Annotated in this window: 21 protein-coding genes and 1 pseudogene; 12 read left to right on the forward strand and 10 right to left on the reverse strand. The window is 73.0% G+C overall.

Annotated features, from left to right (window positions below):
* Nucleotides 1–140 precede the first annotated feature (140 nt).
* Both Mco01_RS28710 and Mco01_RS28715 read left to right on the forward strand, forming a co-directional pair.
* Entirely contained in the window at nucleotides 141–1,454 is a 1,314-nt protein-coding gene (locus tag Mco01_RS28710; protein ID WP_204059989.1) for a sensor histidine kinase, read from the forward strand.
* The gene (locus tag Mco01_RS28715) at nucleotides 1,451–2,830 is read left to right on the forward strand and encodes a sensor histidine kinase (protein WP_204059990.1); all 1,380 of its coding nucleotides are present in this window, start codon (nucleotides 1,451–1,453) and stop codon (nucleotides 2,828–2,830) included. The genes Mco01_RS28710 and Mco01_RS28715 overlap by 4 nt, the downstream gene beginning before the upstream one ends.
* A gap of 89 nt (nucleotides 2,831–2,919) precedes the next feature.
* On the opposite strand, the gene Mco01_RS28720 is transcribed toward Mco01_RS28715, so the two are convergent.
* Nucleotides 2,920–4,341: an alkaline phosphatase PhoX gene (locus Mco01_RS28720; protein WP_239103979.1), complete on the reverse strand. Its 1,422-nt coding sequence runs from the start codon at nucleotides 4,339–4,341 to the stop codon at nucleotides 2,920–2,922.
* Nucleotides 4,342–4,837: 496 nt separating this feature from the next.
* Between Mco01_RS28720 and Mco01_RS28725 the strand changes: the two genes are divergently transcribed.
* The 6 genes from Mco01_RS28725 (at nucleotide 4,838) to Mco01_RS28750 (ending at nucleotide 13,940) form a co-directional block, all read left to right on the forward strand.
* Complete coding sequence (locus tag Mco01_RS28725) at nucleotides 4,838–6,082, forward strand: MFS transporter (protein ID WP_204059992.1); 1,245 nt, start codon at nucleotides 4,838–4,840, stop codon at nucleotides 6,080–6,082.
* Nucleotides 6,079–7,299, forward strand: a complete 1,221-nt coding sequence (locus Mco01_RS28730) for a glycosyltransferase (protein ID WP_204059993.1) — start codon at nucleotides 6,079–6,081, stop codon at nucleotides 7,297–7,299. The genes Mco01_RS28725 and Mco01_RS28730 overlap by 4 nt, the downstream gene beginning before the upstream one ends.
* Nucleotides 7,296–8,375, forward strand: a complete 1,080-nt coding sequence (locus tag Mco01_RS28735; protein WP_204059994.1) for a hypothetical protein — start codon at nucleotides 7,296–7,298, stop codon at nucleotides 8,373–8,375. The genes Mco01_RS28730 and Mco01_RS28735 overlap by 4 nt, the downstream gene beginning before the upstream one ends.
* Nucleotides 8,376–8,517: 142 nt before the next feature.
* Nucleotides 8,518–12,684 carry a SpoIIE family protein phosphatase gene (locus Mco01_RS28740; protein ID WP_204059995.1) on the forward strand — a complete coding sequence of 1,389 codons (4,167 nt, stop codon included), beginning with the start codon at nucleotides 8,518–8,520 and terminating at the stop codon, nucleotides 12,682–12,684.
* The gene (locus Mco01_RS28745) at nucleotides 12,681–12,992 is read left to right on the forward strand and encodes an STAS domain-containing protein (protein ID WP_204059996.1); all 312 of its coding nucleotides are present in this window, start codon (nucleotides 12,681–12,683) and stop codon (nucleotides 12,990–12,992) included. The genes Mco01_RS28740 and Mco01_RS28745 overlap by 4 nt, the downstream gene beginning before the upstream one ends.
* A 75-nt stretch (nucleotides 12,993–13,067) precedes the next feature.
* On the forward strand, nucleotides 13,068–13,940 hold the full coding sequence (locus Mco01_RS28750) for a sensor histidine kinase (protein ID WP_204059997.1): 873 nt from the start codon (nucleotides 13,068–13,070) through the stop codon (nucleotides 13,938–13,940).
* A gap of 26 nt (nucleotides 13,941–13,966) precedes the next feature.
* On the opposite strand, the gene Mco01_RS28755 is transcribed toward Mco01_RS28750, so the two are convergent.
* On the reverse strand, nucleotides 13,967–14,503 hold the full coding sequence (locus tag Mco01_RS28755; RefSeq protein WP_204059998.1) for a hypothetical protein: 537 nt from the start codon (nucleotides 14,501–14,503) through the stop codon (nucleotides 13,967–13,969).
* A 69-nt stretch (nucleotides 14,504–14,572) separates the two neighbouring features.
* Nucleotides 14,573–15,067 (reverse strand): MarR family winged helix-turn-helix transcriptional regulator, encoded by a 495-nt coding sequence (locus Mco01_RS28760; RefSeq protein WP_239103980.1) that lies wholly within the window; start codon nucleotides 15,065–15,067, stop codon nucleotides 14,573–14,575.
* A gap of 96 nt (nucleotides 15,068–15,163) precedes the next feature.
* Here Mco01_RS28760 and Mco01_RS28765 point away from each other — a divergent pair, with 96 nt between their 5' ends.
* Nucleotides 15,164–16,030 (forward strand): haloalkane dehalogenase, encoded by an 867-nt coding sequence (locus Mco01_RS28765; protein WP_204059999.1) that lies wholly within the window; start codon nucleotides 15,164–15,166, stop codon nucleotides 16,028–16,030.
* A 243-nt stretch (nucleotides 16,031–16,273) separates the two neighbouring features.
* Here the strand turns inward: Mco01_RS28765 and Mco01_RS28770 are convergent, their stop codons facing one another.
* From Mco01_RS28770 to Mco01_RS28785, 4 genes are all read right to left on the reverse strand, one after another.
* On the reverse strand, nucleotides 16,274–16,807 hold the full coding sequence (locus Mco01_RS28770; RefSeq protein WP_239103981.1) for a GNAT family N-acetyltransferase: 534 nt from the start codon (nucleotides 16,805–16,807) through the stop codon (nucleotides 16,274–16,276).
* Nucleotides 16,808–16,855: 48 nt separating this feature from the next.
* On the reverse strand, nucleotides 16,856–17,674 hold the full coding sequence (locus Mco01_RS28775) for a nucleotidyltransferase domain-containing protein (protein WP_204060000.1): 819 nt from the start codon (nucleotides 17,672–17,674) through the stop codon (nucleotides 16,856–16,858).
* A gap of 25 nt (nucleotides 17,675–17,699) precedes the next feature.
* A complete protein-coding gene (locus Mco01_RS28780) occupies nucleotides 17,700–19,130 on the reverse strand; it encodes a tetratricopeptide repeat protein (RefSeq protein WP_204060001.1) in 1,431 nt (476 codons plus the stop codon).
* A gap of 468 nt (nucleotides 19,131–19,598) precedes the next feature.
* Complete coding sequence (locus Mco01_RS28785; RefSeq protein WP_204060002.1) at nucleotides 19,599–20,672, reverse strand: hypothetical protein; 1,074 nt, start codon at nucleotides 20,670–20,672, stop codon at nucleotides 19,599–19,601.
* A 714-nt stretch (nucleotides 20,673–21,386) separates the two neighbouring features.
* Between Mco01_RS28785 and Mco01_RS28790 the strand changes: the two genes are divergently transcribed.
* Entirely contained in the window at nucleotides 21,387–21,815 is a 429-nt protein-coding gene (locus Mco01_RS28790) for a hypothetical protein (protein ID WP_204060003.1), read from the forward strand.
* A gap of 87 nt (nucleotides 21,816–21,902) precedes the next feature.
* Here Mco01_RS28790 and Mco01_RS28795 read toward each other — a convergent pair whose 3' ends face one another.
* Nucleotides 21,903–22,514: a TetR/AcrR family transcriptional regulator gene (locus Mco01_RS28795; RefSeq protein ID WP_204060004.1), complete on the reverse strand. Its 612-nt coding sequence runs from the start codon at nucleotides 22,512–22,514 to the stop codon at nucleotides 21,903–21,905.
* Between the two features lie 69 nt (nucleotides 22,515–22,583).
* On the opposite strand from Mco01_RS28795, the gene Mco01_RS28800 reads away from it, so the two are divergent.
* The gene (locus Mco01_RS28800; RefSeq protein WP_204060005.1) at nucleotides 22,584–23,417 is read left to right on the forward strand and encodes an MBL fold metallo-hydrolase; all 834 of its coding nucleotides are present in this window, start codon (nucleotides 22,584–22,586) and stop codon (nucleotides 23,415–23,417) included.
* A gap of 43 nt (nucleotides 23,418–23,460) precedes the next feature.
* Here the strand turns inward: Mco01_RS28800 and Mco01_RS28805 are convergent, their stop codons facing one another.
* On the reverse strand, nucleotides 23,461–24,057 hold the full coding sequence (locus tag Mco01_RS28805) for a hypothetical protein (RefSeq protein WP_204060006.1): 597 nt from the start codon (nucleotides 24,055–24,057) through the stop codon (nucleotides 23,461–23,463).
* On the reverse strand, nucleotides 24,054–24,479 hold the full coding sequence (locus Mco01_RS28810; RefSeq protein WP_204060007.1) for a MarR family winged helix-turn-helix transcriptional regulator: 426 nt from the start codon (nucleotides 24,477–24,479) through the stop codon (nucleotides 24,054–24,056). The genes Mco01_RS28805 and Mco01_RS28810 overlap by 4 nt, the downstream gene beginning before the upstream one ends.
* 124 nt (nucleotides 24,480–24,603) lie before the next feature.
* Between Mco01_RS28810 and Mco01_RS40295 the strand changes: the two are divergent.
* Nucleotides 24,604–24,723 (forward strand): annotated as a pseudogene (locus tag Mco01_RS40295) (HAD hydrolase-like protein); the annotation flags it as partial.
* Nucleotides 24,724–24,767 lie beyond the last annotated feature (44 nt).

Raw genomic sequence — 24,767 nt, forward strand, 5'->3', positions numbered from 1 at the left:
CCGGCCCCGCGGGAGCGTCGTCGCCAGGCTCGATGAGTCAGTCGCCGGGCTCGATGAGTCACGAGAACGGCCACCGGCATCCGGACCATCGCCAGGCGCCCGTGTGGGGGCGATGGGCTCCGCGCTCGATCCGAGGGCAGATGACCCTGCTGGCCACCGCCATGACCATCCTCACCCTTCTCCCGGCGGGAGGGGGGATGTACCTCCTGGCCAGGGCCGGGACCGTCCGATGGCGGTGTGATCCGTACAGGACCGCTCTGACGGGCGCCGTCAGTCACCTGGCGGCGTACGGCCAGGTGCGACGGGGCACCGGCGGCGTCAGCCAGGTCACCCGCCTGGTGGCGGCCGGTCCCGCGGGGGCCTCGCCGCCCGCCGCCCGGGCAACGCCCCCCCGGCCCCCTTCAGGGAACCTCGAGCCGCGTACGGGCACCCCGCAGCCCATGCCGGCGTGTACCGCCGTCTTCCCCGCCGGGTCCCGGGTGGTCGTCGAGACGGGGCAGTCGCTGCTGGGTCTCGCGTGGCCCGGCTCTCTCCCGTTGCTCGTGTCGCTCGAGACCGCCGAGCTGATCGCCCTGAACGCCTGGGTCACCTGGAAGGTGAGCGGACGGCTGCTACGCCCCCTGAAGACGGTGGGCGCCGAGCTCTCCCGGATCGACTTCGGCCACCTGGCCGTCGGCGTCTCGGTGCCGAGGAGGGCGCAGGAGATCACCCGGTTGAGCCTCACGATCAACCAGGCTCTGGGGCGCGTGCACAAGGCCAAGGAAGAACTCGAGGAGCTCGCCCGCCGCCAACGGCAGTTCGCGTCGGACGTCGCCCACGAACTGCGCACTCCCATCGCCGGGCTGCGGGTGCAGCTGGAAGCGGCACAGCAGGATCCCGGCGGGGTGCCGCTGCCGGAGCTGCTCGACACGACGCTGGCTCAGGTGGACCGGCTTCAGACGATCACCGAGGACATCCTGTGTCTCGCTCGTGTGCGTACCTGCCCACCCGCCGAGTGGCGGCAGCTCGACCTCGCGGCCCTGGTCAAGGCCGAGATCGCGCAACGTACGGATCAGCACCCGGTGCGGCTCCGCATCACCCACGGCGCCACCGTCACCGCGGTGCCGTCCCAGATCAGCCGGTTGCTCGCCAACCTGCTGAACAACGCGCAGAGGCATTCCAGGCGTGTGGTGTGCGTCGAGGTGCAGGCCGAGCCCACCGCGGTCGAGGTCGCGGTCAGCGACGACGGGCCGGGGATCGCCGAGGCCGACCGCGAGCGGGTGTTCCAACGCTTCACCCGGTTGGACGACGCCCGCCGCCTCGACCGCCACGGCACCGGGCTCGGCCTGGCCATCGCCCGCGACATCGCTCAGGCGCATCAGGGGACCCTCAGCGTCGAAGAAAGCACAGTCGGCGGGGCGCGTTTCGTCCTGCGGCTGCCCCGAGTCCGGCCGACTGAGACGGGATCGTCATGAGGTTTGAAAACTGTTCGATCCGCGCCCGCCTGGCGCTGTTCATCAGCATCGCGGTCAGCATGCTCTGCATCGTGTTCTCCATCGCCCTGTTGTTCGCCCTCAACAAGATGGCCACCCAGAACCTCACCCAAGAGGTGACGGCGGTCGGCGAGTTGACCGCGTACGACGTCGACCACGGGCAGGTCGTCAATCCGCTGCCGCCGATCCCGCAGAACCTGATCCGTCCCGTCCAGGTGGTCGACCCGCAGGGACGGGTGGTCGCCGCGACCAGGGATTTGCAGCGCCGGCCGCTCATGGCGCATTTCACGCCGAGAAGCCCCAGACGGGTGGCGACCGCCGTGGTCTGCAATTCCGTATTTCCATCCGGCGGCTGCCACATCGTCGTCGCGCAGCAGGTGTATCGCAACGGCGACTGGACCGTGTACAGCGCCGCACCGACGCTGCCGTTCTTCGTCTATCCGGGTGTGGCGGCCCTCCTGATCGCGGGAACGGTCGTCTTCACGGGGGCGGTCGCCTACGGGGCGCGGCACACGGTCGCCAGCTCGCTCAAACCCGTGGACGCCATCCGGGCCCAGCTCGACCACATCCGGAGCACCAACCTGGGCCGCCGGGTCCCCGTCCCCAAGGTGAAGGACGAGATCTACCGGCTGGCCCGGAGCGTGAACGAGACGCTGGACCGGCTGGAGCACATGCTCGTAGAGCAGCGGCGCTTCTGCGCCGACGCGTCCCACGAGCTCCGCACCCCGATCACCGCCATCCGCGTCCAGCTGGAGGACGCCCTCCTGGCGGCCGAAGACGTCGACCTGAACAAGCTGTGCGACGACGTCCTTCCGAGCGTGGAGCGTCTCCAGTCGATCACAAGCGGTCTGCTGACGCTCACCCGGTTCGACGCCGGCGCCCCGTGCGAGCGACAGCCGGTCGACCTGGCCGAGCTCATCACCCTGGAGCTGAAGAGCCACCAGGTGAGCAGGAGGGTCCTCCTCCAGCTGACACCCGGCGTGACCGTGAACGGCGACCGGGCGCAGCTGCGGCAGCTGGTCTGCAACCTGCTCCAGAACGCCCAGCGACACGCGTCCTCCACCGTCACGGTCACGCTCCGGCGGGAGAACGGCGGCACGCGCTGCGGGAGGGACGTCGCGGAACTGGAGGTCCTCGACGACGGCGCCGGAATCGCCGTCGATCAGCGCGAGATGGTGTTCCAGCGCTTCACGCGGCTGGACAGCGCACGCAGCAGGGACGCCGGAGGAATCGGCCTCGGCCTCCCCATCGCCCGGCTGATCGCCGAACGCCACGAGGGCACCCTGACCATAAGGGACAGCGATCAAGGCGCCCGCTTCGTCGTCCGCCTTCCGCTGAACTCCCGGCCCGGCGACTGACCCGCGTCCATCGGTCAGCTCAGCCGGCGGCGGCCGGAGCGACGGGAAGCCGCCCCACCGGCGCCGGTGGAGCGGCTCATCGCGGTTCGTCAGTGGTGCCCGGGGCCGCCGTGCGTCTGGGTCCAGGGGCCGGTGATGGCGAGGACGTAGCCGGGGGTCTGGATGTTGGCGAACAGGATGCGGCCGTCGCCGCTGAACGTCGGCCCGGTGAACTCGCTGTCGTTGAGCTCGTTGCGGGCCATCGGGTAGGGCGTGCCCTTGTCCGTCACGCCCACCAGGTGCGACAGTCCCTCGCCGTCCTCGGCCAGGATGACCCCGCCGTACGGCGAGACGGTGATGTTGTCCGGTCCGTCGTAGTCGGTGTCCGCCTCGGGGTCGGGGTTGACGCCGAAGATGGTCGTGAGGGTGACGGTCTCCGACTCGGGGTCGTAGAACCAGACCTGGCCGTCGTGCTCGTTGACGCTGCCGTCGGTGTGACGGGCGTAGCTCGCGACGAAGTAGGCGCCGCCGTCACCCCACCAGGCGCCCTCCAGCTTGCGGCTGCGGGTGATCTGGTCGTCGGTGAACTGCTTGCGCACCGAGGTGGTCGTGGCGTTCCGGTCCGGCACGTCCACCCAGTCCACCTTGTAGCGGGTGCCCGGCTGGGTCGCCTCGGACAGGTCGGTGATGTGCCTGCTTCCCTTGCGGCACCGCATGGCCTGCAGGGTCCCGGCCGTGTCGCCGCCGGGCCCGAGGGCCAGCGCCCGCAGCGCGCCCTTCCGGCCGTGGAAGCCGCGGGGCGGGGTCCAGCGGAAGTACAGCCCGTTCGGGCCGCTCGCGTCCTCGGTCAGGTAGATCTCGGAGGTGCGCGGGTTGACCGCGACGGCCTCGTGGGAGTAGCGGCCGAGGAACTTCAGCGGGACGGGGTTCGCGTTGGCCTCGCGGTCGAACGGGTCGACCTCGAAGACGTAACCGTGGTCCTTCTGGAACGCGCCGCCGGCCCGCTGCTCGGTCTCCTCACAGGTCAGCCAGGTGTTCCACGGCGTGATGCCGCCCGCGCAGTTGTTGTGCGTGCCTGCCACGCTGACGTACTCGCGGATCCGGTTGCCGTTCCTGTCGACCTCGATGGTGGTGGTGCCGCCCTTCGCGCCGGGGTCGTAGGTCAGCCCGGGCAGGGCGGGCACGCCGTAGGGCTCGTCGCCACTGATCTCGTGGTTGTTGACCAGGACCCAGCCGTCGCGGCCGGCGAAGCATCCGGTGCCGTCGGCGTCGCTGGGGGTCGGCTCGCCCGTCTCCAGGAGCGTCGTGCCGGCCTGGGCCACGATCGTGTACGAGAAGCCCTTGGGCAGGGCGAGCAGGCCCTTGGGGTCGGGAATCACCGGGCCGTACCCGATCGTCTTGCCGGCTCCGGCCTGGGCGGCCTGCGCGGCGGCGGGACCGGCGATGGCCTCGATGCTGCCGGCGATGGCGATGCCGAGACCGCCGGCGGCGGCCGAGCGCATGAGGTCGCGGCGGGAGAAGGAGGAACTCACAGACATACCTTTCGGGGAGCTTCAGGCAGGCCATGAGATCCAATGTCGCCCCCCTGAACTCCTCCTTCAGGGCGGCGGACGCGTGGGTGAACGCGTTCTGACGATCACAGAAAGGGCCAGGTCCGCGCCCTGGACAGACATGTGCGACGCGCATGGCGTGCCACGTCGCGGATGCCCGGGCCGCACGCCCGCGCCTGTGCGCGACCCCATCCGCGGCGCCGCGTGTGCGAGCCGGCCCGCGGCAGGGCCGTCTGACGGGGAGGAGAGCACGCTGGAAGTGGGCCGCCGCCGGGACGCGATCGTAAGGTGCCAACGTCACGGCATCCGGCAGGTGATGCCGGGGGCGAGCACATGTGGGAGCGCTTCCGAATTCCGGCCTAATCTACGGGGACCTTTTGACAAGCGCCGTCTCGACACATCCGTCGCGGATCCGCCCGTGGTCCGACCCCGGTCCGCGGCCCGGCTCTCCCGAGGCGCGGGGCGCGGGAGGGCCGTCGTGACGGTCGCCGAGCAGACCAGGGAGGGCGCCGGGTCCCTGCTCGCCCACCGGCCGTTCATGCTGGTGTTCGCCAGCAGGACGGCGTCGGCCGCGGCCACGGCCGGCACCTGGGTCGTGCTGCCCCTCTACGCGTACTCCGTGACGGAGTCCGCCGCGCTCGCGGGCCTGGTGAGCGCGATGAACGTGATCCCGTACATCCTCTTCGGCGTGGTGGCCGGCGTCGTCGTCGACCGGGCCGCGCCGCGCCGCTTCCTGGTGGCCATGGAGGCGGCCAACGCCGTCGTCCTGCTGGCCGTACCGGTGCTCGCCGGCGCGCACGCCCTGTCGGCGGTCGCGCTGTGCGCGTTCGGGTTCGCCACGGCGACGGTCTTCGTGTGGTTCGACGTCGCGTCGGCCGCCTTCGTCCCCGCGGTGGTGGGCAAGACGCGGGTGTTCCAGGCGAACGGGCACCTGTGGGCGGCCTCCACCCTGGTCACCGCGGTCGCCGGGCCGGGCGGCTTCTTCCTGCTGGCGCACCTGGGGGTCGGCGGGACGTTCGCCGTCCTGGCGGCGTTCTCCGCGCTGTCGGCCGGCCTCCTGTCGGCGGTGCGGGTGAGCGAGCCGGAGCGCGGGCGCTCACGTCCGGAGCGGCGGCCGGTCGCCGAGCTGGCCGAGGGCTTCCGCTTCATCGCGGGGCAGCCGACCGTCCGGCTGCTCACCCTCGTGGGGATCGGCTCGGGGCTCAGCGCCGGAGCCGTCTACGGGCTCATCGTGGTCTTCGCCGACCGGGCGCTGTCCCTCGGCACCGAGGACTACCGGATCTCCTGGATCATCGCGGGGTCCAGCGCGGGGGCCCTGCTCGCGTCGCTGGCCGCGCCGCGGCTGCGGGGCCTGCCGCCCGTCGGCGTGGTGGCGGCGCTGCTGACCCTGGAGGCCGGGCTGATGGCGGGCTACGCCCTGACGACCGGCTGGATCGCCGCCCTGGTCGCGATCTTCCTGTGGAACCTCGCGCACACCACCCTGATGATCTTCAGCATCTCCGCCCGGCAGGTCATCGCCCCGTCCGAGATGCAGGGCAGGGTCAACGCGGCGGGGCGCACGCTCGTGTGGGGCTGCGTCCCGCTCGGCTCCGCGGCCTGCGGACTGCTCGCCGAGACGACCGGGATCCGCGGCGCGCTGCTGGTCTTCCTGCTTCCCGCCGTCGCGAGCCTGGTCCTCACCGGGTTCGCGCTCGCCGGCCGACGGCACGAGGTGGCCCTGTGACAGCCCTGCGCGTGATCTTCTTCGCCTTCTCCCGCAGCAGCCTCGGCCATATCGTCCGCTCCACGACCGCGGCCGCCCGGTTCGCCCGGGAGGGCCACACGGTGACCGTCGCCTGCCACGAGGAGTGCCGCGGGATCCCGGAACGGGCGGGTGTCGCCTGGTATCCGGTCAGGGAGCTCGGCCCGGCTCCCGCGTGGCGGGGCATGGACGATCCCGAGCGGCTGCGCGAGTTCAGCCGCGGGAGGCTGGCGAGCCCCGCCTACATCGCGGAGTGCCTGGAGGACGAACTCCGGCTCATCGACGGCCGCCGTCCCGATGTCGTGATCTCCGACATGCGCAACACGGCCGGCGTGGCCGCCGCCATGCGGGGCGTGCCCAGTTACTCCATCCACAACCTGCGGCTGTTCCGGCATCCCATGCACGTGGTGCTTCCCGAGATCATCGCCACCCTCTCCTCGCTGGGCGTGCCCGACCGTCACGCCCGGCGCGTTCTCGGCGACGCCGTCCTGGTCCCGGATCTGGCCGTGCTGGACGACCTAGCCGGCGTCCCGCCGGAGACCGCCGCGCTGATCTGCTCGCTCACCCGGGAGATCCGTCATGTCGGGCCGCTGCTTCCACCCGGGACACCCGAGACAGCCAAGACACCCAGGGCGCCTGTCCCCGCCACGCAGGACGGGTTCCTGCACGTCACCCTGGGTGGGAGCGGCGCGGGGAACCACGAGATCCGGCGCGTCGTCGACGCCGTGGGAGACCTCGACCTGCGCGTGCAGATCACCCTGGGCGTCGCGGCGACCCCGGAGGTGGTGCGCTCGACCCAACGCGAGCTCGCCGCTCTCGCCCGCCGGGCCACCGTCCGCGTCACCGGCTTCCGGCCCGACGCGGTGGACGTCACGAGGGCGGCGGACGCCGTGGTGACGCACGGCGGCCACGGGTCGATCACCGAGGGGCTGGCCGCGGGCACGCCCCTGGTCTTCCTGCCCCACTCCCCCGAGCAGCGGCTCAACGCCGCGCGCGTCGAGGAGCTCGGCCTCGGCGTCGTGCTGGCGCCCGGCGACGACGCGGTCGTCGTCCGGGACAAGATCCTGGCCGCCGTGAAACTGAAGGGCGGCGCCCAGACGGCCCGGTTCCGCGAAGCCCTCGTCTCCGCCGACGGCGCCGGGCAGATGGTGTCGTACGTGACGGGCTCGCTGGCGGTGGAACGGGCGGTGAGCGGATGATCCGCGCGGGAGAGCTCGCGATCTCGGTCGCCGCCATGGCCCACCCGTCCCGCGCCGACGCGGTGCGGGCGATGGCCGATGCGCACGCGGACCTCGGCATCACGGTCGTGTTCGACCCCGAACCGGACCGGGGGCACAGCCTCGCCACGGCCCTCGCCGCGTGGTCGGCCGTGGAGCCCGGCGCCACCCACCACCTGGTCGTCCAGGACGACGTGATCTTCTGCGACGGCTTCGCGCGGCTCCTGGCCGCGGTGGTCAGGGCCCGGCCCGACTCGGCGATCGGTCTCTTCGCGGAGTGGGGCTCGCGCACCGCGTCGATGATCAGGGTCGCCGCCCTGCGCGGCGCCGCGTTCGCGGCGGTCGCCGACCCCTACGTCCCGACGCAGGCCCTCGTCCTGCCCGCCGAGCACGCTCGCGCGCTGGGCCGGCGCGCGTTCCGGGAGATCGAGCCCGACGACATCGCCGTCCGTCGTCACCTGCGGGAGGCGAGGGTCACGCCGGTCGTCGCCGTCCCCAACCTGGTCGAGCACGACGACCGGCCGAGCCTCACCGGCAACGGGTTCCAGGGGTTGCGGCACTCGGCCTGTCACCTCCCCGCACCTCGGTTCCCCGTGCCAGCGGCCGAGGCGGCCGGGACCGGCCTCGCCCACGTGCCGCACCTGTCCTGGATGCGCTTGGTGGCCGAGTGGTTCCCGTGCGGCCCGGACGACGAGCCGGGATGGACCGGGCAGCCCCTCGCCGCGCGGCTGCCGGCGCAGGTCACCATGGACGAGCTGCGGGGGACGTTCACCGCCTGCGTCCGGGGGGCGGACGCGCTGCGCGCCGCCCTCACCGAGATCGTGCTCTTCGAGTTCTGGCTGTACGGCGTCGGCGTCGGACTCGTCGCCGGGGTGCCGCCGGACGCCGTCGCCGCCCGGGCCAAGGGCCCGGTCTGCCGTGCCGCCCTGCTCTCGGCCTTCCCGGGCGCCTTCCGCCGCTGTCTGCCGCTCCCGGCCCTGCGCGAGCTCGGCGAGGACGCGTTCCGGCTGCTCTGCCTCGCCGTACGCACCGGTGCGGAGGTCGCCCTGCGCAGGTGAGTCGCCGCGTGTCGGGGGCATTCACTATCCTGCGATCGGCCGCCGGTCTCCGGGAGGCTGAGCGCGGCCCGCCGTGCGCCGACGGCACGGCGGTGAGTCCGGCGTGGGATGGCTGGGCCCGGCGTCAACGAAAGGGTGTCAGGTGACCCACTGGGACGGCGCTGAGCACGAGCCGCGGACGGCGGCCGGACACGAGGTGTTCGCCGCCGACGACGAGGTCGGCCGGGATCTGGCGACGGTCGACTGGTCGTTGACCCCGCTCGGGCCGCCGGCCGGCTGGCCGCAGAGCTTGCAGACCGCGGTGAGCATCCTGCTGTCGTCCCGCTTCTCCATGTGGATGGCGTGGGGACCGGAGCTGACCTTCTTCTGCAACGCCGCCTACCGCCGCGACACGCTGGGCCGGAAGTACCCGTGGGCGCTCGGCCGGCCGGCCAGCGAGGTGTGGGCGGAGATCTGGGACGACATCGGCCCGCGCATCGACACCGTGCTGGCCACGGCCAAGGCGACCTGGGACGAGGCCCTGCTGCTGTTCCTCGAACGTTCCGGCTACCCCGAGGAGACCTACCACACGTTCTCCTACAGCCCCCTCCGCGACGACGCCGGCGCCGTCGTCGGCATGTTATGCGTGGTCAGCGAGGACACCGAGCGGGTCGTCGGCGAGCGGCGGATGGCGACGCTGCGCGACCTCGGCTCCGACCCCAGCGTGGTCCGCACCGAGCAGGAGATGCTGGCCTTCGCCTGCAGGCAGCTCGGCCGCAACCCGCACGACCTCCCGTTCACGCTGACCTACCTGTTCGACGACGGCGGCGGCGCGCGGCTGGCGGGGGCGACCGGGATCTCCGCCGGACATCCGGCCGCCCCCGCCTCGCTCGCGCCCGGCGACCCGGACGGGGCGTGGCCGGCGGCGGCGCTGGCCCGCGGAGAGTCCGTGCTCGTGCCGCTGGAGGGCGCCCCGTTCGCGGACCTGCCGTCCGGCGAGTGGCCGGACCCGCCCGCGCAGGCGCTCGTGGTGCCGCTGCTGCAGCAGGGAAGCGCCCCCTACGGGTTCCTGGTGGCCGCGCTCAACCGGTACCGGCCGCTGGACGACGGCTACCGCGGGTTCGTCGAGCTGGCGGCCGGGCACGTCGCGGCGGGGATCGCCAGCGCCCGCAGCTATCAGGCACAGCAGCGGCGCGCCGAGGAGCTGGCCGAGCTCGACCGCGCGAAGACCGTCTTCTTCTCCAACATCAGCCACGAGTTCCGCACCCCGCTGACGCTGATCATGGGTCCGGTCGAGGAGCTGCGCGGCCGTCTCCAGGACGCCGACGTCGAGGTGCGTGAGGAACTGGAGGCCATCCGCCGCAACGGGTTGCGGCTGGGCAAGCTGGTCAACACGCTGCTCGACTTCTCCCGGCTGGAGGCGGGCCGGATGCAGGCCCGCTACGAGCCGGTCGACCTGGCCGCGGTCACCGCGGAGCTGGCCAGCCTCTTCCGTTCCGCCATCGACAAGGCGGGCCTGGAGTTCCACGTCGACTGTCCCCCGCTCGACGAACGCGTCTACATCGACCGCGGCATGTGGGAGAAGGTGGTACTCAACCTGCTCAGCAACGCGCTGAAGTTCACCTTCGAGGGGTCGATCGGCGTGGCGGTGCGCAGGGAGGGCGCCCACGCGGTGGTGACGGTCACCGACACGGGTGTCGGCATCCCGGCGGAGGAGGTGCCGCGGCTGTTCGAGCGGTTCCACCGCATCGAGAACGCCCGTTCGCGCTCCAACGAGGGCAGCGGCATCGGCCTGGCCCTCGTCCAGGAACTGGTCGCGCTGCACGGCGGCACCATCGCCGCCGACAGCGCCGACGGCGAGGGCACCCGCTTCACGATCCGGCTGCCGTTCGGCTCCGCGCACCTGCCCGCCGAGGCGATCACGACGGCCGCCGGCAGCGGCGCCGCGTCCGCCACCGCCGCCCCCTACGTCCAGGAGGCCCTGCGCTGGCTGCCCGCGGACACCGCCGCCGATCCCGCCGAGGACGCCATGGAGATGCCGTCCCACGGCGCCCTCGCCGGCCCGGCCGCCCCGGCGCGCGTCCTGGTGGCCGACGACAACGCCGACATGCGCGAGTACCTCGTCCGCCTCCTCAAGGGCGCCGGCTACCAGGTCGCCACGGCGAGCGACGGGCGACAGGCCCTGGACGCCATCCGCGCCGACGTCCCCGACCTGGTCGTCAGCGACGTGATGATGCCCCGCCTGGACGGCCTGTCCCTGGTGGGGGCGTTGCGGGCCGACCCGCGCACCGCCGCCGTCCCGGTGCTGCTGCTGTCGGCCCGGGCGGGCCAGGAGGCGTCCATCGAGGGGCTGCAGGCGGGCGCCGACGACTACCTGGTCAAGCCCTTCGCCGCCGCCGAGCTGCTCGCGCGGGTGCGGGCCAACATGGAGATGGCGCGCCTGCGGCACCACCAGGCCCGCTGGCGCACCGCGCTGGTGGACTCCCTGCAGGAGGCGTTCTTCGTCTGCGACGAGAACGGCGCCGTCGTCGACATCAACAGCGGGTTCACCGACATCCTCGGCTACGGGCCGGAGAACCTGCCGTACCTGCCGGTGCACCCCTGGTGGCCGGACGCCGAGATCGATCCCGAGGCCCACCAGCAGGCCGCGGACGCCTTCACCGGCCTTCTCGGCGACGGACAGGGCAGCTACACGATCCCCCTCGCCCACCGCGACGGGCACCGGCTGTGGGTCAGCGCCACCGTCAACCGGGCGCAGGACCCGGACACGGGGCGGCGCGTCGTCGTCGGCACCTTCCGCGACGTCACCGCCGAGCACTACGCCATCCAGCGCGAAAGCGCCCTCGCCTCCCTCAGCACCTGCCTGTCGCAGGCGGCCAGCCTGCCCGAGGCGCTGGCCGGCGCCCTGCGGGAACTGCGTGACCTGTGGCGGGCCAGGTCCGTGGTCGCCGCCGTCTTCGGCCACGGCGCCGAACCCACCCTGACCGCCACCGACCCTGCGCTGGACTGGCGGCGGCTGCCCGCCGAGCGCCGCGAGACGCTCACCGGGCTGCGTCAGCGGCCTCTGCTGACTCCCGTCGCCGACCCCACCGGCGTCGGGGTCCTGCTGGAGCACCCCGACGGGCCGCTGGCCCTGTTCGTGGACCTCGGCGACCACCGGCCCTTCACCGGCGAGGACCAGCTCCTGCTGTCGCTGCTGGCCTCGCACCTCGCCCAGGGACTGGCCCGCGCCCACCAGATCGACCAGCAGCGCGAGACCGCGATCGCGCTGCAGCGCGCCATCCTCGGCCCCTCCCGGCTGCCCGACGGGTTCGCCGTCCGCTACGAGCCCGCCACGCGCCCCCTGGAGGTCGGCGGGGACTGGTACGACACCATCACCCTGCCCGGCGGCCGCATCGGCATCGTGGTCGGCGACTGCGTCGGGCGCGGCGTGCAGGCGGCCGCCGTCATGGGCCAGCTGCGCAGCGCGTGCCGGGCGCTGCTGCTGCAGGACGAAAGCCCGGCGCGCACACTCATGGCCCTGGACCAGTTCGCGGCCGGCGTCCCCGGCGCCGTCTGCACCACCGTCTTCTGCGGGGTCCTCGACCCGGACACCGGACACCTCACCTACTCCAGCGCCGGTCACCCGCCGGGCATCCTCACCCATCCCGACGGCACCACCCACCTGCTCGAGGACGGGCGTTCCGTCCCCCTGGCGGTCCGCAGGACCAGGCCGCGGCCCGAAGGCGAGACGACCATCCCCGCCCGCGCCACCCTCATGCTGTACACCGACGGCCTGGTCGAACGCCGCCGCCGGCCCCTCGACGTGGGCATCGGCCTGGCCAGCCGGGCCGTCCAGGACGGCCGGGACGTCGCCGTCAACGATCTCGCCGCGCAGGTGATGACGCGCCTGGCGCCCGCCGACGGCTTCGACGACGACGTCGCTCTGCTGCTCTACCGGCACCCCGCCCCGCTGGAAGTGACCTTCCCCGCCGAGTCGTCCCAGCTGGCGCCTGTACGGAAGGCCCTGCGGACCTGGCTCGCGCAGTGCGACCTACCGGCCCAGATGATCCAGAACATCCTGGTGGCCGCCGGTGAGGCGTGCGCCAACGCCATCGAGCACGGTCACCGCCACTCCCCCGGTGAGACCGTCCGCCTGCGGGCCGAGGCCTTCGTCGACGTCCTGCGCCTCACCGTCGCCGACACCGGACGCTGGAAGTCGCCGCAGCCCGAGGCGAACCCCCACCGCGGCCGCGGCGTGGCGCTCATGCGCGCCCTGATGCAGCAGGTCACCATCACCCCCAGCCCGTACGGCACCACCGTCGACATGCACACGAGGATCGCCCGATGAGCACTCCCCTCACCGTCACCCCCGGCCAGGGCCCGGACGGCGCCCCGCTCCTGACCGTGGCCGGCGAGATCGACATGAGCAACACGGCCGCCCTCGCCGACGCCATCGGCGGCACGGCGGGCCCGCTCGTCCTCGACCTGACCGCCGTGGAGTACCTCGACAGCGCCGGCCTGAACGTCCTGTTCGCCCACGCCGACCACATCACGCTCATCGCCAACCCCCTGCTGGAGTCCCTCCTGACCATCTCCGGCCTCGCCGAGCTGGCCACCGTCCACTACCGGGAGCCCGGCGCCTCGATGGCCGGGTAGCGGCTCCGGCACCCCCCGGGCCCCGTACGGGTCTCCTCGCGGCCTGTCTACTCTCGGAGGAAAGGGGGACGGGCCATGAAGACGAGCCAACCTCTGCCGCTGGTGCCGATGCTGGGCGGGGCCGTCACCGCGGCCGTCCTCGGCTACTCCTACGGGCGGTGGCGCAGGCGGCGACCGGTCGCCGCGATCACGCCGGCGCCGGTCGAGGCCCATCCGCCGCCCGCCGCCCAGCCGGCGACGATGTCCGCCGACGGGATCGCCGAGCACCTGGCGGCGGCCAACGCCATGATCAACCTGTGTGAGCGGATCCGCTGGTACGCCGAGGACCTGTGCCACGAGCTGCGCTCACCCCTGACCGCGCTGCGTACCGAGCTGGAGGAGGCCCGGCTGCACCCCCGGCAGGCCGACACCGCCCGCCTGATCGAGAACGCCCTGGTGAGCGCCGACCGGCTGGACCGCGTGGTCGACAGCATCCTCGTCATGACCCGGTTGCAGGCCGCCAGCCACCAGAGCCGGGAGCGGTTCGACCTCGCCGCCGTGGTGCGCAACGAGGTGCTGATGGCCTCGCTGCACGCCCGCATGCGTCCTTCCGACCCCGTCGTGGTCTGGGCCGTGCGGGAGCAGATCCGGCAGGCGCTGCGCAACCTGCTCGACAACGCCCACCGCCACGCCCTCGGCACGGTGGAGGTCGAGGTCCGCCACGCCGACGGGACGGTCTTCCTGATCGTGGACGACGACGGCGACGGCGTCCCGAACGCCGATCGGCGGCGCCTGGTCGAGCGGTTCACCCGGCTCGACGACGTCCGCCGCCGCGACGAGGGCGGCACGAGCCTCGACCTGAGCCTCATCCAGGCGATCACCGAGGTGCACGGCGGCACCCTCCACGTGGAGGACTCCCCCATCGGCGGCGCCCGGTTCGTCCTCACCCTGCCCGCGGCCCAGCCGTAGAAGCCTGCGGCCGGGTTCTCGAGACGCTATCCACCCCGCGTCACGGTCGCGCCGGGCAGCGACTCCTGCTGCGCTTCCGGCGAACCGACGACCGCGTTGAGCCCGCCGTTCACGGGCTGCGCGACCGCGTCGCCGGAGACGAAGGGATGCGACGTCTCGCCCTCGACCCTGATCAGCATCCTGGTGGGAGTGCAGACCAGGCGGACCTTGCTCTCCGAGGAAATGACCACCGCCGGTTCCACCGGTCCGGAGAACCCCTCCTCCCGCTCCGGCTCCCCCTCCGACTTGGTCAGGTCGACGTGCATGCTCCAGCCGGAGCCGGACAGCCCGCACAAACCGGAGGAGTCGATCCACGCGAGCAGGTCCTGGGAGCCGACCATGATCTGTGCCAGTGCCCGCTCCGCCTCGTCGGGGAGCTTGGGGTGATCGGTCAGTCCCCTCAGCTTCACCAGCGGCCACCGGGCCGGGTCCTTCAGCACCGGGTTCACGGGCGACGCGGAGCACGCGCCGAGGGCCGGTACCAGCGACAACGCGGCTGCGGCACGCGCCAGACGATCGTTCACTGCGGTTCCCCGTTCGCGACGACGCAATGATCTTGAGTCTACGCACCACAGCTGAGGCACGGGCACCGATCAGGCATCCCGGCCGTGGGACCTCGCGTGGTGGTCGGCGAGACGCGTGAGCAGCTCGATGAGCCGGTCGCGCTCCGCTCCGGTGAGAGGCGCGAGCACCTCGTCCTGGAGCTCCGCGAGCAGGGCGTCGAGCCTGCGCAGCGTGTCGCGGCCCTCCGGGGTGAGGGTGATGACGTTGCGGCGGCGGTCGGCGGGGTCGGGCGCGCGCTCCACCAGGCCACGGCCGGCCAGCTCGTTGATGACCGCGACCACGTCGCTGCGGTAGATGCCGGTACGGCGGCTGAGCTCCGCCTGGCTCGCCGGGCCCAGCTCCTCCAGCGTCACCAGCACGGCGTAGTGCCACTTGCGGGCCTCCTCGCGCGCCAGCCCCTCGGTGACCACCCGGTCGGCGTGCGCCGCGACCATCGCCAGCAGCCGGGTCGGCACGCCGCGCAGCCTGGCGGGGGTCGCCTTCCCGTCCACGTGGTGGGTCATGTCGGACGCGCCGCTGCTCATGCCGATGATCCTATCTCGTTGCGTTAGTGGCACTAACGATGTACGTTCGTTCGTGGCACTAACGTTAGTGCCACGAACGAATTGAGGAGAACCCCCATGCCCGTGATCGACGTGCTCGACTCCACGATGTACTACGAGGAGACCGGGAGCGGCGTCCCCTTCGTCTTCCTGCACGGCAACCCCAGCTCGTCCTACCTCTGGCGCAAGGTCCTGCCGCGGGTCGGCGAGCGGGCCCGCCTGCTCGCCCCCGACCTGATCGGCATGGGCCGCTCGGGCAAGCCCGACGTGCCGTACCGGTTCGCCGACCACGCCCGCTACCTCGACGCCTGGTTCGAACGGCTCGGACTGGAGGACGTGGTGCTCGTGGGGCACGACTGGGGCGGGTCGCTCGCCTTCGACTGGGCCGCGCGCCATCCTGGACGGGTCCGCGGCGTCGCCTTCTTCGAGGCCATCGTCCGGGGAGTGTCGTGGAGCGAACTGGGCGAAGGCCCCCGATCCCGGAGTGAGGCCATCCGGGGCCCGGAGGGCGAGTCGCTGGTGCTCGACCGGAACTTCCTTGTGGAGACGGCGTACACCGGTGGGGTGCTGACCCCTCTGAGCCCGGCGGAGATGGAGCCGTACCTGGCGCCGTACCCCACGCGGGAGAGCCGCCGCCCGCTGCTGGAGTGGGCGCGCTCGCTGCCGCTCGACGGCGAGCCCGCGGACGTGGCCGAGCGGATCGGCCGCTACGGCGAGTGGCTCGCCGGCAGCGACGACGTCCCCAAGCTGCTGATCACCTTCGACGGCTCGGGGACCCTGCTCGTCACCCCGGAGGTGGCCCGATGGTGCCGGGCGAACATCGCCGCCCTGGAGGTCGAGCACGGTGGCCCGGCGGGACACCACGCGCCGGAGGACCAGCCCGAGGCCATCGGCGCGGCGATCACCGCGTGGGTGGCACGGCACGGGCTGGCCAAGCACAGCTAGCCGGACGCACGGCCCGCCCCCGCGCGCGGGAGCCGTCGGGCGCGGCGCGGCGATCCCGGCGCGGCGGTTGCCGCGGGCCGTTACGGCGGGGCCGTTGCGACGGGGGTGCAGCGGGGCGGTTCCGGGGCGGCGGTTGCCGCGGGCCGTTACGGCGGGGCCGTTGCGACGGGGGTGCGGCGGGGCGGTTCCGGGGCGGCAGTTCCGGGGCGACGGTTCCGGGGCGACGGTTCCGGGGCGGCGGCCTCAGCCCCGTTCCCACCGCCACAGGCGCTCGCCGTCCTCCATCAGGTCCGTCGGCCGCAGGCCGATCCCGGCCGCCACCTTCATGGACGCCTGATGATCGGGATGGATGTGGGCCTGGAGGAGGTCGACGCCCCGGCCGCGCAGCCATCCGGCCAGCGCCGCCGCGGCCTCCGAGGCGTACCCGCGCCCCTGCCAGGCCGTTCCCACCACCCACGCGACCTCGGCCCGCCGCCCGGCGCCGGTCACCGTCGCCTGCACCGTGCCGACCGCCCGGCCGTCCCGCCTGCGGCGCAGGATCCAGTTGAGCCAGGCCTGCCGGCCGTCGGGCGAGCGTCCCGCGGCCAGCCTCGCGTACCGGGCCCGCAGGCCGTCCAGGTCGGGCGGCCCTCCCCCGATGAAGCCGTACAGGTCCTCCCCGGCGAGGACGTCCACCATGTCGTCGGCGTCCTCCACGGTGAGAGGCGTCAGCGTGAGCCGGGCCGCCTCGATCCGGTCCGCGCTCAGGCCGCCGCCCGCTCCGCTGTCGTCGTCCACGTACCGGAGTCTTCCGCGAGACGGAGGCGGTGCGCGAGCCGGTTTCCGTCAGCCCGCCACGGCGGCGCGCACGTCCGCGAGCAGGGCCTGCGCCGCGGCCACGGTCTCCTCGATCCGCTCCGGCGACTCGCCGACGCGACCGAGCAGCCTCTGGGCCCGTACGGCGAAGCCGGGCGGGGCCAGAGGCAACCGGCCTGCGGAGGCCACCATGCCCTTCTCGTTGATCAGCCACCGGCCGGCCCGGCCGTGCAGGGCGTGGCAGGCGACGCCGACGGCGCGGAAGAGACAGCCGGCGGCGTAGACGGGGTCGGCTCCGGCCGCGCCGTACCTCGCCAGTTCCAGGCAGAATCCGGCCTCCCACAGCCCCCGCACGAGGGCGGCGCCGAGAGCCGGCGGGTAGGCCTGAGCGCTCTCCCGCAGGGCGGTGAGCTCCCCGGTGGGGTCGGCGAGCACCCGGCACAGCGCCGCCTCCCCCGCATACGCGTGCGAGTGGAACCCCAGCGGATGCCCGGTCTGGACGGCCACCTCGTAGCGGCCCTCACGGCACTCCGCCCAGACCCGGTGCACCCTGTCCAGGTCGCGGTAGATCCAGTCGACGCGCAGGCCGCCGACCGTCAGCCAGGCGCCGCCGTCGACCCACGGCCCCCAGCCGCCGGGCTCGGTGGCCGTGCTCCCCTCGCCCGCCACCTGTACGGCGAGCTCGCGCAGCGCCGTCACGTCCAGGTCGCCCCGGTAGTAGAGCCCGAGATCCACGTCGGAGTCGGGGCGGTGGGTGCCCCGGGCCCGGCTGCCGCCCAGCGCCACCGCGACCACGCCGGGAATCCGCGCCAGCTGTCCCGCGAGCGCTCCCACGGCCATGTCGTCCATGAGCCTATGATCACGCGGATCGGGCTCAGGCGGGGTCGTGGGCCTCGGTGATCCAGTAGGCGAGGTTGGCCTGCGCGGTCAGTGTGTCGGGGTGGTCGTCGCCCAGGACCCGTTCGCGTACGGGCACCAGAGCGAGGTAGAGGTCGCGCGCCCCGGCCGGGTCCCCCGCCTCCCCGGTCCACGTCGCGTGGTTGCCCCGGGCGGTGAGGGTGTCGGGGTGGTCGGGGCCCAGCACCCGCTCCCGCACCGGCACCAGCGCCGCGTACAGGTCGCGGGCCGCCGCCGGGTCCCCCGCCTCCCCCGTCCAGTAGGCGAGGTTGGCCCGGGCGGTGAGGGTGTCGGGATGATCGCCCCCCAGCACCCGCTCCCGCACCGGCACCAGCGCCGCGAACAGGTCGCGGGCGGTGGCCGCGTCGCCGGCCTGTCCGGTCCAGTACGCGAGGTTCGCCCCGGCCACGAGCGTCTCGGGATCGTCGGGGCCCAGGCTCCGCTCCCGATCCGGCACGAGCACGGCGAACAGGTCGCGCGCCGCAGACGCGTCGCCGGCCTGGCCGGTCCAGTACGCCAGGTTGCCGCGGGCCGTGGAGACCGCCGGGTGACCGTCTCCCAGCACGCGCTCCATCAGGGGCACGAGCTCGGCGTACAGGTCCCTGGCGGCCACCGCGTCTCCCGCCCGGCCGGTGAAGTGGGCGAGGTTGGCCCGGGCGCCCAGCAGGTCGGGGTGGTCGGCGCCCGACACCTGCTCCATCGCGGGGACGAGCTCGGCGTACAGGTCGCGGGCGGCCGCGGCGTCGCCGGCCTGTCCGGTCCGGACGGCGAGGGCGGCGCGGTCGGCCAACGACGCGAGACTCTCGCGATCGGCCGGCGACACGAGGCCGTCGGGGTCGATCGGCGACTCGAGGCCGTCGCCGGCGGGCTCGGGCGCGGACGTCGTCCCGGGAGTTCCGGCGGAATCGCCCGGCGGCAACGCGGCGAGAGGCGCTGGACGGGACGGGTGCCGCGTGAGGGCGGCGTGCCGCGCGGGCGACCGGAAGGCCCGGAACCGGGAGGCCGCCGCGAGCGCGCGCCGGTGCAGCTCCCGCGGGGCGCACCAGCTGAGCGCGGGGCGGCCGTCGTTTCGGGGACCGGAGCCCAGGCCGTCCGTCATGAGGCCGCACTGCCAGTACCACCGGCGCAGGTCCTGGAGCACGCACACGTAGACCGTGTCGACGTCCAGCGAACGCTTCGCGGCGTACGCGGCAATCTGCTCCCAGGTGGCGATGATCGGCGTGGTGAAGGAACGTTCCACGCAGACGCGGGTGAGCGTGTACAGCGTCGTCCGGTCCTCGGCCCCGTTGTCCGCGACGCTGCCGAGCATGCGCGGCTGCTGCCGGACCAGGACCGCCCGCCAGGGCGGCCACGCCGACGCCACGAGCAGGCCGAGCAGGGCCCCGACGACCCACCAGTTCAAAGACATGGCGCATACCTTCGTCACAAGCGGTACGGGAGACCCGTACGAGGAGGAAAGGCTCCGGCCCGCCGATGTCCCGCCGTCCTCGCCGCGCGAGGAGGCGAAGGAGACGAGGGCCGACAGCCAGGAGAGCGGCTGCGATGTCGTCGCAGCCGCTCTTGTCGCGGCGGTTCCCGTCCGCGCGGCTCATGCCCTTGCGCAGGGCGCGAGACGGGAACGGTCAGGCGGATTGCCGGAAGACCCGCGCCGCGAACCCGTTCGGAGACGCCCCCCTCGGGTCGTGCCGCCGGAGCTTTCGTCCCGCCCCCCGCGGGCTGTTCCCGCGGTCGTGGTGGTGGACGGCCCCTGCCGGCGCGACCAGCGCCTCCGAGCCTTCGTGCGCCTCGGCGGGGGCGCGCTCCCGCCGAGGATCGTGCGGTGGTGTCGCTGCCGCGGTCCCGGGGGCACCCGAACCGCGGGCAGCGACATCACCTGTCAGTGGTGGCCGCCGCCGGTGCCGCCGCCCCAGCCGCCGCCGCCCGTGCCGCCGGTGCCGCCCGTGCCGCCACCCTGGCCGCCGCCGTGGCCGCCCGTGCCGCCGCCCGTGCCGCCGCCCGTGCCGCCGCCCGTGCCGCCCGTGCCGCCCGTGCCGCCCGTGCCGCCGGTGCCACCGGTGCCACCCGTGCCGCCGGTGCCACCCGTGCCGCCGGTGCCACCCGTGCCGCCGCCGCCACCCTGGCCGCCGCCGTGACCGCCCCAGCCGCCGTTGCCGCCGCCGTTGCCGCCGCCCCAGCCGCCGTTGCCACCGTGGCCGCCGTTGCCCCAGCCGCCGTCGTGGCCGCCGTTGCCCCAGCCGCCGTCGTGGCCGCCCCAGCCGCCACGACCCCAGCCACCGTGCTCCCAGCCACCGCGACCGAAGCCGCGGCCGGGCAGGCCGTACCAACGACCGGGGAGGCCGACGCGCCCGTCGCACCAGCTACCCGGAAGGTCGTAGGTGCGGCCGTTCAGGATGTAGACCGGCTCGGACAGCCCGGCGCCGCACGACGGCGAGACGTACACGCCGCCGTTCATGGCGTACTGGCAGCTCGGCAGCGTGTACGTACGGCCGGCCACCACGTACTCGTGGATGCTGGTCGTCGTGGTCGTCGTGGCGACCGCGACCGTGCTGGGGAGGCCGTACAGGCGGCCGGGCAGGCCGGTGACGGCCTGGTCGCACCACTGGCCCGGAAGGGCGTAGGTGCGGCCGGAGAGGATGTACACCGGACGCGCGTACGTCGAGCCGCAGGACGGCGAGATGTAGACGCCCCCGTTGACCACGTACTGGCAGCTCGGCAGGACGTAGGTGCGACCGCCGAAGACATACCGGTGCGAGTAGTAGCTGTCACGCAGATGGCGCGGGAAGGTGTGTTTACGGGCCGCCTTGCTCACCTTGACGACGTGGGAGCTGCTGGTGGCCGAGAAAGGAGCGGCGCTGGTCGCGGCGCTCGCGGACTCCGTCGCCATCGCCGCCGGGGTGATCAGAGCTGAAGCGGCGAGGGCTCCGGTGATGAGGGCTTTCTTCATCGTCAAGAGACGATCCTTTCGTGAGGTTGGCGGAAGATGCCATGCTCTTCCTGCTGACGGGCACCGAACACGCATTCAGAAAACGGTCAATTACGAACCGTCCGGCGGAATGCGTATCCCAATCGAGAACGGCGCGAATCGGACATTGGACAGAGCCTCTCGGGAGGATCAGGAGCACGCATCCTCGGTCGAGACGCACGGCGGAATCAGAGATCCCGACTGTCAGGAGATTTTGATGACACATTGGGGTTGAAGAGGTCGAGCAAGCGCACACCCGCCGCAGACGCGATGGCCTCCGCCGTGGTACGGCGGCACGTTCCCCGCTTCAGCAGAGCGTCGATGCACTGCCGGGTAAGGGCCGCGCGGCGAGCGAACTCGGCCACACTTCCGTCATGGCCGAGCATCAAGGCGCGCAAGAGCGCCACACTCCGCAGGTGCATTTGTGGCTTTCCCGCCATAGCCAACCTCTCCGATGGTGACTACGTCATCAGAATTCGCTGACAGCTCGACTGCGGACATCACTGTAATGGGAATGGGTCGGCGTGCGCACGCGAAATCGAAAGGTTCCTCAAACGCGTCTCCAGCACGTCATGGTTTCGTGAGGCATCTTGTTGACACGACTGATCGGCGACCGCGCCGGGGTTCTCTCCCCGCCGTCAGGATCTACGGGCATGATGGGGGCGATCACCGAGAAAAAGCAGTCGAGGAGCTGACAACCAAATGCCGCCGCGCCGCGTGACAGGTGACCCCTCCCCCACCCCCCTGAGCGACTGCATCCGTGCGCACATCGAGGACCAGGGGATCAGCATCCGCACGCTGGCCCTGAGGTCCGAGAGCGCGACCACCGGCCAGCGGCTGACGGCCCAGTGGATCACCGACGTGCTGAGCGGCCGGGTCCCCCGCATGCCGGACATGTGGCGTCTGGAGGCGCTCGCCGCCGGCCTCGGCCGGGATCCCGACAGCGTGAAGGCCATGGCCATCACCCAGTGGATCGGCTGGGACGTCGTCGACGTCCCCGCGGGCGGGGGCGAGCGCCTCATCTTCCGCGTGCCGAAGGGGTACACCCCGGAACAGTCCAGCCACCTCGCGGACGAGTTGAAGAAAATGATCGACTCCGCCGGGGATCAGCCGGACAGCGACGGCCAATAATTGGATAAATGCCCGCACGTGTGAATATGCGGTATTGCATTGGATAAACGCGCTATTTTCTGAGCGAGACGCCTCGAATCCCGCCGGTCAATCGGCGACCTCGACGCCGAGGAGACGGACCACCGCACGGCGGGCGCGGGCGGGCGCCTCCGGGTCGTGGTGGAGCTGGATGGACTGGTGGGCCGCGAGGGCGACGCCGTTCAGCTCGAAGACCAGCTGCCCGACGTCGCCGTCCACCGGCAGCTCGCCCAGTTCCACGGCGGTGCGCAGCTCGCTCGCGACGTACGCAGACCAGCTCGACAGGGCGGCGAGTACGGCGTCGCGGACCGGGCCGGGACGGCCGTCGAACTCGGTGGCCACGGAGGTGAGGAAGCAGCCGGCGTGCCCCTCGGCGTCCGCCATGGAGTCGACCCACTCCCCGAACGCGCGCGCCAGCCGCCTCGTCCCGGCGGGGACGCCGGCGACGCGGTCCACCACGCGGCGCCGGAACCTCTCGACGGCGGAGTCGAGCGTCGCGAGCTGAAGTGCCTCCTTGGTGCCGAAGTGCCCGATCACGCCGGCCTTGCTCATGCCGAGATCGAAGGCGAGGCGGCCGATCGTCACCCCTTCCAGCCCTTCGGACGTCGCCAGATCGAAGGCGCGCTCGACGATACGGGTGCGGGTGGCGGCCGACTCGACCGCGGACTTGCGCGGGCTCACGAACCGAGCTTAACCTACCGATCGTTCGCTAAATGCTTACGAACGTTCGTTAGCTAAAGGAGCCGGGCCGTGAAGATCCATCACCTGAACTGCGGATCCATGCGGGAGATCGACCCCGGGGCCGCCCCGGCGCACCGCCTGCCTCCGGCCCGCGCGCTCAACCACTGCCTCCTGGTGGAGACAGACGCGGCCGGGCTCGTCCTGGTCGAGACCGGGTTCGGCACCCAGGACGTCGAACGGGGCCGGGAGACCCTCGGGCCCACCTTCCTGGCCCGGACGGAGGCCCTGCTCGACCCTCGGGAGACCGCCCTCAGCCACGTCCGGAGACTCGGCCACTCCCCCGCGGACGTCCGGCACGTCGTCCTCACGCATCTCGACCTCGACCACACCGGCGGGCTGCCGGACTTCCCCCAGGCCACGGTGCACGTGCACGCCGACGAGTACCGGGCGGCCATGGCCACGACGAGCGACCATCCCGAGCACGACGTGCGCTACCGGCCCGCCCACTGGGCGCACCGCCCCCACTGGGCAACGTACGGGCGGCAGAAGGGCGTCGCCTGGTTCGGGTTCGACGCGATCGAGCTGGACGGCCTGCCGCCGGAGATCCTGCTGGTCCCGCTCGCCGGGCACACCCGCGGCCACTGCGCGGTGGCCGTACGCGACGGGGACCGCTGGCTGCTGCACGCCGGCGACGCCTACTACCACCAGGGGCAGATCGATCCGGGCGACCGCTGGTCGATGCCCCTGTGGGAGGCGCTGGAGGAGATCACCGAGGTCGACCGGCCGCTGCGGACGGCCAACCAGGCCCGGCTGCGCGAGCTGCTGCGCGACCACGGCGACGAGGTCGAGGTCTTCTCCGCCCACGATCCCTGGGCGTTCCGCCGGCACACCCTGGTGAGCTGATCGGCCGGGAGCGGTGACCGTGCGCTCTGGTCCACGGCCTCGTTCAGCCGGTGGCCGGACCTGCGGCGCCGGACCGCTCCCGGCCGGGTTCCTGCCAGGGGAAGGGTGCCAGGTCGGGCTCGACCCACGCGGTGCGGGCCCGCGGAGCGGCCAGCGTCGCCGAGCGGTAGAAGCGGCCGAGCAGCCGCTTGTCCAGCAGCTCGGGATTCCGCTCGACGAACGCGGCGAAGCTCGATCCGGCGGCGTCGCCGGCAGCACGGGCGGCGACACGACCGGCGGCGTGATCGGCGGCGTGATCGGCGGCGTGATCGGCGGCCTGGTCGCCGCGGTGGCCGGCGGCGTGGGCGGCGGAGTCTGCGGTGTGGGCGGCGTGGTGGGCCACCAGTTCCACCCAGGCCCGGCTGACGGTGGCGTGGTACTTCTGCGGCGCTCCGGCATACCGGGCGGTGCGCCGGATTCCGGCGCTGACCAGGTCGACGGCGGCCGGCATGCCGACCCGGCGGACCGCGAGCCAGGTCAGGTGCAGGTGCGCGCGGTGGCCGAAGCGTCCGCCGTCCGCGGTCGCCTCGGCCATCAGCTCGTCGAACAGCCCGTCGGACAGTGCGGCGGGCTCGGGCGTCTCGGGGTGCGGCGTGGTCACGCGGACACCTCCGCCAGCGCGCGCAGGACGGTGTGGAACCCGGCGATCGCCTCGGCCGGCAGGCCGGCGAGGGCGCGGCTCTCCAGTTCGGACAGGGTTCGCCGGATGGTCTCCGAGGCCTGGCGGCCGGCGGTGGTCAGCTCGACGACCACGACCCGGCGGTCGCCGGGGCGGGCGCCACGGGTGATGTGGCCGCGCCGCTCCAGCCGGTCCAGCACGCTGGTCAAGGTCGTGGGGCGGGTCCCGGCGGCGGCGCCCAGCTCGGAGATGGTCCGGCCCCGGCCGTCGGCGAGGATGGCCAACGCGTTGATCTCGGAGGCGGTCAGGTCGAGGTCGGCCAGTTTCGCGGTGAGGATCTGCAGGGTGGCGTGGGTGGCGCGCTGCAGGGCGAGCAGCGCGGACGGTTCGGCGACACTAGTCACGATATCGGAATATACGAAATCGTATTATCGCTCGCAAGCCTCTTTCCGGAGGACGGACACCGGTAGCGTCCCTGTTCGCGATCGCGGCGGCCCGCTGCGGCACGACCCTGGAGGACGGCGGCCGATGATCGGCGACAACCCGGACGCCGACGTCGCGGGCGGCCGGGCCGCCGGACTCCGGACCGTCTGGATCGACCTCGGCGAACCGTACGGTGACGGACCGGACGCCGACCACGTGGTCGCCGACGTCACCGAGGCCTTCCGATCCTGCTCGGGCACGACCGGTCT

Origin of the sequence: Microbispora corallina (assembly GCF_016863035.1) — a bacterium.
Taxonomy (GTDB): Bacteria; Actinomycetota; Actinomycetes; order Streptosporangiales; family Streptosporangiaceae; genus Microbispora; species Microbispora corallina.

Excerpts from the sequence above, each read along its gene's own strand:
- Mco01_RS28765 (WP_204059999.1), top strand. The coding sequence starts at position 15,164 with ATGCCCGTGATCGACGTGCTCGACTCCACGATGTACTACGAGGAGACC.
- Mco01_RS28745 (WP_204059996.1), top strand. The coding sequence starts at position 12,681 with ATGAGCACTCCCCTCACCGTCACCCCCGGCCAGGGCCCGGACGGCGCC.
- Mco01_RS28760 (WP_239103980.1), bottom strand. The coding sequence starts at position 15,067 with ATGAGCAGCGGCGCGTCCGACATGACCCACCACGTGGACGGGAAGGCG.
- Mco01_RS28710 (WP_204059989.1), top strand. The coding sequence starts at position 141 with ATGACCCTGCTGGCCACCGCCATGACCATCCTCACCCTTCTCCCGGCG.
- Mco01_RS28735 (WP_204059994.1), top strand. The coding sequence starts at position 7,296 with ATGATCCGCGCGGGAGAGCTCGCGATCTCGGTCGCCGCCATGGCCCAC.
- Mco01_RS28715 (WP_204059990.1), top strand. The coding sequence starts at position 1,451 with ATGAGGTTTGAAAACTGTTCGATCCGCGCCCGCCTGGCGCTGTTCATC.
- Mco01_RS28775 (WP_204060000.1), bottom strand. The coding sequence starts at position 17,674 with ATGGACGACATGGCCGTGGGAGCGCTCGCGGGACAGCTGGCGCGGATT.
- Mco01_RS28750 (WP_204059997.1), top strand. The coding sequence starts at position 13,068 with ATGAAGACGAGCCAACCTCTGCCGCTGGTGCCGATGCTGGGCGGGGCC.
- Mco01_RS28790 (WP_204060003.1), top strand. The coding sequence starts at position 21,387 with ATGCCGCCGCGCCGCGTGACAGGTGACCCCTCCCCCACCCCCCTGAGC.
- Mco01_RS28780 (WP_204060001.1), bottom strand. The coding sequence starts at position 19,130 with ATGTCTTTGAACTGGTGGGTCGTCGGGGCCCTGCTCGGCCTGCTCGTG.